Below are 8,552 nucleotides of genomic sequence, written 5' to 3'. Positions count from 1 at the left end.
GCATGACCAGACCATCACCGTGGCGCATGACCGCAGCATCACGGTACGCAATGACCAGACGCTGAAAGTGAAGAATGACCGGACAGTCAGCATCAGCCATGACGACGGGTTGTATGTGGCGAATGACCGGAAAGTAACGGTGGAAGGGAAACAGGAGCATAAAACCAGCGGGGACCATATCAGCCTGGTGGAAGGCAGTCACAGTCTGGAAGTGAAAGGCGACCTCGCGCGGAAGGTGTCGGGAGCGCTGGGGATAAAAGTCGAGGGTGATATTGTGCTGGAGAGCAGCAGCAAAATCAGTCTGAAAGTGAGTAGTTCGTTTATTGTCATCCATTCGGCTGGGGTGGACATTATGGGGCCGAAGATAAATCTCAACAGCGGGGGCTGTCCGGGAGTGCCAGTAGGGACTCTGCAACCCGTTGTTCTGGAGTCACTGACGAATAATGAAGATATAGCGCCTGAACAGAATGATAGCGAAGACAAAAATAACTCTGGGGACAATAACGATTCAGAAGAGCAAAATGAACCCAAAGCTGATGATGAAAACAGAAAAATTCAGATCATCACAAATAAATTGAATATCTTGGAATCACATGTGGTTGGGCTGGATTTTAAAATCAGAAATGAGAATAATGATACATTAATCAGATCTAATACATCCCAACACAATGGAGAAAGTGCGTTATATCCAGAAGAAATGTTTTCAGACGCCAATCACTTATTTATCGGTAAAGAAAGTGATAAATGGCAAGTTTACGTTTCTGTAGATGATTTATAAGGAGAGCATATGTCTTTAGAACTATTAGTCGTTTTTAAAGATTCATTGATGGGAAGTCCATCAGGATTACAATACAAAATTACTGTAAACAACATTGAGATAGAAAACAACCTTATATCCGAACACAATAACTCGCTGGCTTATAATTTTACCACAAAAGGTAATACAGTTACTATTTCTTCATCTGGCTTGCAAAAAACAATCCCAACTGCAAATAAGTATGAAATTAAAACATTTATTATAGATAATGAGGTTGAAAAAGAAATAGGAAGTACGATCCTATCAGATGGAAAAAAAGTAACAATGGTAATTGTATCCCCCTGGACCAGGGTACCAATCAATATTAATAAGTCAGGTGATAATTTTCATGGCGACTTTTTCGACGTTGAATATGAAGAGAGAATATCATCAGGAATTTCTTTCGGTGAGAAAAACACTGTAATAAAAAGCACAAAGATAGTAATAAGGGATATTCCAAGAAAGATAATATTAACCGCCTTGAAATATCGGGGTTCCACAAAATGGGCTGGAGAAGTGGAAAAAGACTCTTACCATCCTATACTGAAAAAGACATATCATTTTGGTTCGAATACAAATAAATGTAGTGCCTTTGTAAATGATGTATTACTTGAGTCTGGACTGACTGTACCGTGGGTTGAAACTGGTTATGCACGTTATTCGCCACAATGGCTTTATCAGGAACTTAGACCTCCCCTGGCAGAAGAATGGGCTGACCCAACAAAATTGACAGGACAATGGGATTACTTCAGTACTCCTCTCCCTGGAGATGTAGGCGCCTATATAAAAAAAGAGAAAGGCGCGACAGGACATGCAGGAATAATTATAGCAGCAGGGGTTACAATTTCGGCAAATAATAGAGAAATTATAGTTAACGATGCAGGATTCAGAAATAAAAATGGCACAGCCGCAATATCAATATCTCATACCGAGTTTGATTTCAATGCTTTTAGAAGGTATAAAGGAAAGACAAATGAATAAAATAAGAACAATTCTAGCCAGTGTATTTATAATTACCGCATCGGTTTACTGTATTTTCTTTATGGCCAGTGAAAAAAACTGCCTATGTTACAAAAACAACCCTTTTAAAGAAGACTCTCTCATCAAAATAATAAATTCGGCAGCAGAATCAAAAGTTATCCAATGGCGAGAAATGGAAAATGTATATACTATATTTTTCAACAATGAATTATACATGATTAGTGAAACCCCAAAAGACTATCTTTCTAGCGCTATTAGAATAATATTAAGTAAAGATTATGATCAAAGCCAGAAAGTTTACACTATTATATTAATGCAAAACCTCCCCATTAAAGAGTATATGTGTTTCATGGATACTGTGAATGAACAGTTTGAAAAGGGTCTCATTGACAAAGAAGTAGCACAATTTGCCATTTTACCCGATATTAACCTTTACAGTACATCAGTTTATTATTGGTGGCTCCCAGACTGGCGAGAAAGATTTAAGAAAAATGCCAACAGCTTATTTAAACAAAAATTGATAGATGATGTATTAAGCGGCCGACGCTTCCTCTATGCGTTACGAAAATAATCAGCATAAAGATCGTAACCCAATAAATACAACCGTTTTTTATGTTGGTAAAACTTTCTCGCTGCCATGCTTAATTTCTCATCAATAGTTACTATTACACTAGCGATCTTATTAACAGGATGCTGTGTTTTTATTAAAAACAAAATAAATTTTGCTTCTGATATATTGCCAGTTGCTTCAGTTGGAAGAAATTATCATGCACAGCTAAAAACTACAGGATTACCGGCAGACGATATGTCAGTGGATGGAAGAAGTATGCTATCAACGAATGGGTTGAATATCATTTCATACAGTATAGGTGGTTTTTGGCATATAGATATTTCTGGAATACCTGAAAAAAAAGGGGAGTTTTCATTTTGGATGTCAGGAAGCACAGTGGGAACTCAGTGTCCGGGAAATGATTTCAAGGAAAAATTCACGGTTATAGTGATAGATTCGAAAAAAGAAAAGGATATACCAGTAAACTTAATAGATGATAAAAAATCATAAAACATAATGTTAATAGTATTAATAAAGTTCCCCCTTACCCCATTCAAGCTAGGGTAAGGGTTCATACTTCACACTAACGTAATTACAGCGGTTGTGTTTGCGCTTCTACAACCGCCAGCGCCACCATATTCACGATACGACGAACAGAGGCGATCGGCGTTAATACATGAACCGGTTTCGCCACACCCATCAGCACCGGGCCGACCGTTACGCCTTCAGAGCTGGACACGCGTAGTAAGTTGTAACTAATACGCGCCGCTTCCATATTCGGCATCACCAGAATATTGGCGGAGCCTTTCAGCGGACTGTCCGGCATCCGATCGTTACGAATGCTTTCTACCAGCGCGGCATCACCGTGCATCTCACCGTCTATCATCAGTTCTGGCGCACGCGCCTTGATAAGCTCCAGCGCTGCGCGCATTTTGCTGGCCGACGGACAGTTGGAAGAGCCAAAGTTGGAGTGCGACAGCAATGCCACCTTCGGTTCGATACCAAAACGCCGTACGGTTTCGGCCGCCATCACGGCGATTTCCGCCAGCTGATCCGGCGTCGGGTCATCGTTAACGTAGGTATCGGCGATAAAGGTGTTGCCGCTTGGCAGCAACAGCGCGTTCATCGCCCCCGCCGTATGCACACCGTCGCGGTGACCAAATACCGCTTTCACCACGCTGAAATGCTCGTGATAGTCGCCAATCGTGCCGCAGATCATCGCATCAGCTTCACCGCGTTGCACCATGATCGCACCAATCACCGTGGTGTTGGCAATCACCGCACGCTGCGCCTGCTCCTGGGTGATCCCCCGGCGCTTCATGATCTGATAATACTCACTCCAGTACTCTTTGAAGCGCGGATCGGATTCGTTGTTGACGATCTCAAAATCAACACCGGCTTTGATCTGCAGCCCCAGTTTCTGGATGCGCATTTCGATCACGCTCGGACGGCCAATCAGGATCGGCTTCGCCAGACCTAAGGTGATCAATTCCTGGGTCGCATGCAGCACGCGCGCCTCTTCCCCTTCCGTCAGCACCACGCGCTTCGGCGCTTTGCGTGCCAGCGAGAAAATCGGCTTCATGAACAGATTGGTTTTGTAGACAAACTCACTCAGCTTATCGATGTACGCATCAAAGTCGGCAATCGGGCGCGTTGCCACGCCGGAGTCCATGGCCGCTTTCGCCACCGCCGGTGCAATTTTGACAATCAGACGCGGGTCAAACGGCTTAGGAATGATGTATTCCGGGCCAAAGCTCAGGTCCTGATCGCCATAGGCGGAGGCCACCACTTCGCTCTGCTCAGCATGCGCCAGTTCCGCAATGGCGTGTACCGCCGCCAGCTTCATCTCTTCGTTGATTGCAGTGGCACCCACGTCCAGCGCACCGCGGAAGATGAACGGGAAGCACAGGACGTTGTTGACCTGGTTCGGGTAGTCGGAGCGACCGGTACAAATAATGGCATCGGAACGCACTTCTTTCGCCAGCGGCGGCAGAATTTCCGGTTCCGGGTTGGCCAGCGCCAGAATCATCGGCGCACGCGCCATTTTCTTGACCATCTCCTGGCTCAGCACTTTCGGGCCGGAACAGCCAAGGAAGATGTCAGCCCCGTCAATCACGTCATCCAGTGTACGCTTGCCGTCATCTTCCACCGCGTAGGCTGCTTTGGTTTCAGCCATATTTGGTTCGCGATCTTTGTAAATCACACCTTTGGAGTCGCAGACCACAATGTTGTGCTTCTGCATGCCCAGCGCCACCAGCAGGTTCATACAGGCAATCGCCGCCGCCCCCGCACCGGACACCACCATACGCACATCAGAGATATTCTTCTCCACCACCCGCAGACCGTTGAGGATCGCAGCGGTGCTGATGATAGCCGTGCCGTGCTGGTCGTCATGGAATACCGGAATATTCATGCGCTCACGCAGTTTTTGCTCTATGTAGAAGCATTCCGGCGCTTTGATATCTTCGAGGTTGATGCCGCCAAACGTCGGCTCAAGGGCCGCCACCACGTTAATAAATTTATCCGGATCGAGTTCGTCGACTTCAATATCGAACACGTCAATCCCGGCAAATTTCTTAAACAGAACGCCTTTCCCTTCCATCACCGGTTTGCCGGCCAGCGCACCAATGTTGCCCAGCCCCAGTACCGCAGTACCGTTGGAAATCACCGCCACCAGGTTGCCGCGCGCGGTGTATTTGTAGGCCGCCAGCGGGTCTTTTTCGATTTCCAGACACGGGGCTGCAACACCGGGTGAATAGGCCAGCGCCAGGTCACGTTGGGTGGCAAGGGGTTTGGTTGGCGAAACCTGAATTTTGCCGGGTACTGGAAACTCGTGGAAATCGAGGGCGCTTTGTCTTAACTGGTCATCCATCTTGTTGTTCCTTTCACGTATCGATCAATAAAGTGGCGCAGGTAACCCTTTTGCAGAGCCGCACATTATCACCTCAGTTAGCGGCGCAAACTTTGAAGGTCGCCAAACTCTCACTACTCAAAGAAAGAATTTGTTATCAATTTATAACAGCCATGTTACCTGCTTAAGCCAGCAATACCATGCCTGTCTGCTATGCTTTTTGCTGACAACGCCTGCAAATTCTCCAAAAGTGTGAATTAATACACGCTCTAACACTTTACTTTTCAAGGAGTATTTCCTATGACCCGTAAAGAGCTTGCCAATGCCATTCGTGCGCTGAGTATGGATGCGGTCCAGAAAGCCAACTCCGGACATCCCGGCGCACCGATGGGCATGGCCGATATTGCCGAAGTGCTATGGAACGATTTTCTCCGCCATAACCCGAGCGATCCTCACTGGTACGATCGTGACCGGTTTATTTTGTCCAACGGTCACGCCTCAATGCTGCTTTACAGCCTGCTGCATCTTTCCGGTTACGACCTGCCGTTGGACGAGTTAAAGAACTTCCGCCAGCTGCATTCAAAAACGCCCGGGCACCCGGAACTGGGCTACACGCCGGGCGTGGAAACCACCACCGGGCCGTTGGGTCAGGGCCTGGCGAACGCCGTCGGGCTGGCGGTGGCCGAACGAACGCTGGCCGCGCAGTTTAATCAGCCGGGCCATGAGATTGTCAGCCATTTCACCTATGTTTTTATGGGCGACGGCTGCCTGATGGAAGGGATTTCCCACGAAGTCTGTTCGCTGGCGGGGACGTTGGGACTGAGCAAGCTGATCGGCTTTTACGACCACAACGGCATCTCTATTGATGGCGAAACCAAAGGCTGGTTTACCGACGATACCGCGAAGCGCTTTGAAGCGTATCACTGGCATGTGGTACACGAGATAGACGGGCTCGATCCTGAAGCGGTGAAGAAAGCCATTCTGGAAGCCCAAAGCGTGACCGATAAGCCATCACTCATTATCTGTCGGACGGTAATTGGCTTTGGTTCGCCGAATAAGGCCGGGAAAGAAGAGGCGCACGGCGCGGCACTGGGTGAAGAAGAAGTGGCGTTGACCCGCCAGAAGCTGGGCTGGCATCATCCCGCCTTTCACATCCCCAAAGAGATTTATCGGGCCTGGGACGCGCGGGAAAAAGGCGAAAAAGCCCAGCAGGACTGGAATACGACCTTCTCCGCGTACCAGCAAGCACATCCTGAACTGGCAGCAGAGTTTACCCGCCGGATGCGTGGTGGGCTGCCAAAAGAGTGGGAAAAGAGTACCGAGAAATACATTCGCGAATTGCAGGCTAATCCGGCAAAAATTGCCACCCGTAAGGCATCGCAAAACACCCTCAACGTCTATGGCCCGATGCTGCCCGAACTGCTTGGCGGCTCTGCCGATCTCGCCCCCAGCAACCTGACTATCTGGAAAGGCTCAACCTCGCTGAAAGACGACCCGGCCGGGAATTACATTCACTATGGCGTGCGTGAATTTGGCATGACCGCCATTGCCAACGGCATCGCCCATCATGGCGGTTTTGTCCCGTATACCGCCACCTTCCTGATGTTTGTCGAATACGCCCGTAACGCCGCACGCATGGCAGCATTAATGAAGGCCCGACAGATCATGGTCTATACCCACGACTCGATTGGTCTGGGGGAAGACGGTCCGACTCACCAGGCGGTAGAGCAGCTCGCCAGCCTGCGCCTGACGCCCAACTTCAGCACCTGGCGTCCGTGCGATCAGGTCGAAGCGGCGGTAGGCTGGAAACTGGCCGTTGAGCGCCATAACGGTCCCACGGCGCTGATCCTTTCCAGGCAGAACCTGGCACAGGTTGAACGCACGCCTGAGCAGGTCAAAGAGATTGCCCGCGGCGGCTACGTACTGAAAGACGGCGGCGGGAAGCCGGATATTATCCTGATTGCTACCGGGTCAGAGATGGAGATCACGCTGCTGGCGGCAGAGAAATTGACGGGTGAAGGGCGTAACGTTCGCGTGGTCTCCCTGCCCTCAACGGATATCTTCGACGCCCAGGACGAGGCATACCGTGAATCGGTCCTGCCAGCAAACGTCAGCGCACGCGTGGCGGTCGAAGCAGGCATTGCCGATTACTGGTACAAATACGTCGGTTTGAAAGGCGCGATTGTCGGCATGACCGGCTATGGGGAATCCGCCCCGGCGGACAAATTATTCCCGTTTTTCGGCTTTACGGTGGAGAACATTGTCGAAAAAGCACATAAGGTGCTTAACGGGTGATCCACAATGTGGGCCAGGCGTCGGGGCCATGCCAGTTATCACAGCTTGGCTCCTGCGCATAACGCACCAGACGAAAACGCTGGCCGTCAAAACGCCAGCGAGTCTGGATACCGCAGTCCGACAAACCTCGGCCCTTGGCGAGCGTAATCAGCTCGCGCGATTTTTCATCGAACGCAGCATTGGTCAACTCCATATCATTGCTTTCTGCATCCGTTTTAAACGGCAGACTCAACCGCACGGAGCGGGAGGTCAGCGGTTTGCTGCGGGACACAATCCATGCCAAATCGATGGTGTTATATGCCCCGGCCTCACAGCCGATCATCAGCAGCGCTTTGTCGTCCGTTAACGCAGACACCCGCACCTCACGACGCATCGGGTCGAGCGAACAACGCAACCCGTTTATCCGCCAGTTCCCATAATCCAGCAGGTCGCTGCGTTCTTGTTCAGACAGCGGCGTTGGCGTGGGATTCACGATGGCCACACCTTTCAGGGCGGGAGCCGGCGGCACGCTGAGCGGCGGCTCGTCGCCTTTTTGTATCCAGGCGGTTTCACTGCCTACACGTTTTTGCTGTGCATCAATAAACAACAGCGCGGCTTTCAGTCCTGCCAGCGACAGGGTTTGCCCCCCTTTTTGCAGGGTAATAGCCTGCGCGTTTTGCACGGTCTGTAAAAAGGCGCTAATGGTGACAGGATCGTCAGTCATCAGATGCCAGGGCGTTACATTCCAGTGTTCACCGGTCAACGGCAGCGGTGCGCCGTCGAGCAGCAAACGCGGCGCAATCTCTGCCTCTTTGGCATCGGGGGAGTCCAGTCCCCCCAGTTCGATGCGCAACACCGCGTCGGTATGCGCCCCGGCGCTGCGGCTTAGGGTCATCACCAGGCCGTGATGTTCACCGGTATTGCGCGCCACGCAAAAATTCTGGTTATTGCAGGTCACCTGCCAGTCGGAAAATGCCTGCTGCGCAGGAGCCGCCCACAAAAAGCGGACCGGCAGCAAACCGAGCAGAAAGATGAAAATAACGCGATAGCGCATGGACGGTACAACCCCGAAGTCAAAACCAACAACCTGAGCCGTATCT

Annotated in this window: 7 protein-coding genes; 5 read left to right on the top strand and 2 right to left on the bottom strand. The window is 49.9% G+C overall.

What is annotated here, in order from left to right; genetic code table 11:
• The 4 genes from FDX22_RS31050 to FDX22_RS13230 all read left to right on the top strand — a co-directional run.
• On the top strand, positions 1 to 778 hold a 778-nt coding region (locus FDX22_RS31050; protein WP_255432913.1), incomplete at its 5' end, for a hypothetical protein.
• Positions 779 to 787: 9 nt separating this feature from the next.
• Positions 788 to 1,777 carry a hypothetical protein gene (locus FDX22_RS13240; protein WP_146717309.1) on the top strand — a complete coding sequence of 330 codons (990 nt, stop codon included), beginning with the start codon at positions 788 to 790 and terminating at the stop codon, positions 1,775 to 1,777.
• The gene (locus tag FDX22_RS13235) at positions 1,770 to 2,348 is read left to right on the top strand and encodes a hypothetical protein (RefSeq protein ID WP_181517986.1); all 579 of its coding nucleotides are present in this window, start codon (positions 1,770 to 1,772) and stop codon (positions 2,346 to 2,348) included. The genes FDX22_RS13240 and FDX22_RS13235 overlap by 8 nt, the downstream gene beginning before the upstream one ends.
• A gap of 66 nt (positions 2,349 to 2,414) precedes the next feature.
• Positions 2,415 to 2,837: a hypothetical protein gene (locus tag FDX22_RS13230; protein ID WP_146717307.1), complete on the top strand. Its 423-nt coding sequence runs from the start codon at positions 2,415 to 2,417 to the stop codon at positions 2,835 to 2,837.
• Between the two features lie 82 nt (positions 2,838 to 2,919).
• Here the strand turns inward: FDX22_RS13230 and maeB are convergent, their stop codons facing one another.
• Positions 2,920 to 5,199, bottom strand: a complete 2,280-nt coding sequence (gene maeB, locus FDX22_RS13225) for an NADP-dependent oxaloacetate-decarboxylating malate dehydrogenase (protein WP_096756215.1) — start codon at positions 5,197 to 5,199, stop codon at positions 2,920 to 2,922.
• Positions 5,200 to 5,478: 279 nt separating this feature from the next.
• Here maeB and tkt point away from each other — a divergent pair, with 279 nt between their 5' ends.
• Positions 5,479 to 7,473: a transketolase gene (tkt, locus tag FDX22_RS13220; RefSeq protein ID WP_146717306.1), complete on the top strand. Its 1,995-nt coding sequence runs from the start codon at positions 5,479 to 5,481 to the stop codon at positions 7,471 to 7,473.
• Here tkt and FDX22_RS13215 read toward each other — a convergent pair.
• Complete coding sequence (locus FDX22_RS13215; protein ID WP_146717305.1) at positions 7,463 to 8,506, bottom strand: DUF1176 domain-containing protein; 1,044 nt, start codon at positions 8,504 to 8,506, stop codon at positions 7,463 to 7,465. The two genes, tkt and FDX22_RS13215, sit on opposite strands and share 11 nt — an antisense overlap.
• Positions 8,507 to 8,552: the final 46 nt, after the last annotated feature.

Source organism: Citrobacter sp. TBCS-14 (genome assembly GCF_005280805.1).
In the GTDB taxonomy this organism is placed as follows: domain Bacteria; phylum Pseudomonadota; class Gammaproteobacteria; order Enterobacterales; family Enterobacteriaceae; genus Citrobacter; species Citrobacter gillenii.
The sequence above is the reverse complement of the archived record's forward strand: the minus strand, read 5'-3'. Positions and strand labels throughout refer to the sequence as shown.

What these genes read in the sequence shown, in the direction of transcription:
- maeB (WP_096756215.1), bottom strand. Translation starts at nt 5,199, where the DNA reads ATGGATGACCAGTTAAGACAAAGCGCCCTCGATTTCCACGAGTTTCCA.
- FDX22_RS13240 (WP_146717309.1), top strand. Translation starts at nt 788, where the DNA reads ATGTCTTTAGAACTATTAGTCGTTTTTAAAGATTCATTGATGGGAAGT.
- FDX22_RS13215 (WP_146717305.1), bottom strand. Translation starts at nt 8,506, where the DNA reads ATGCGCTATCGCGTTATTTTCATCTTTCTGCTCGGTTTGCTGCCGGTC.
- FDX22_RS13230 (WP_146717307.1), top strand. Translation starts at nt 2,415, where the DNA reads ATGCTTAATTTCTCATCAATAGTTACTATTACACTAGCGATCTTATTA.
- FDX22_RS13235 (WP_181517986.1), top strand. Translation starts at nt 1,770, where the DNA reads ATGAATAAAATAAGAACAATTCTAGCCAGTGTATTTATAATTACCGCA.
- tkt (WP_146717306.1), top strand. Translation starts at nt 5,479, where the DNA reads ATGACCCGTAAAGAGCTTGCCAATGCCATTCGTGCGCTGAGTATGGAT.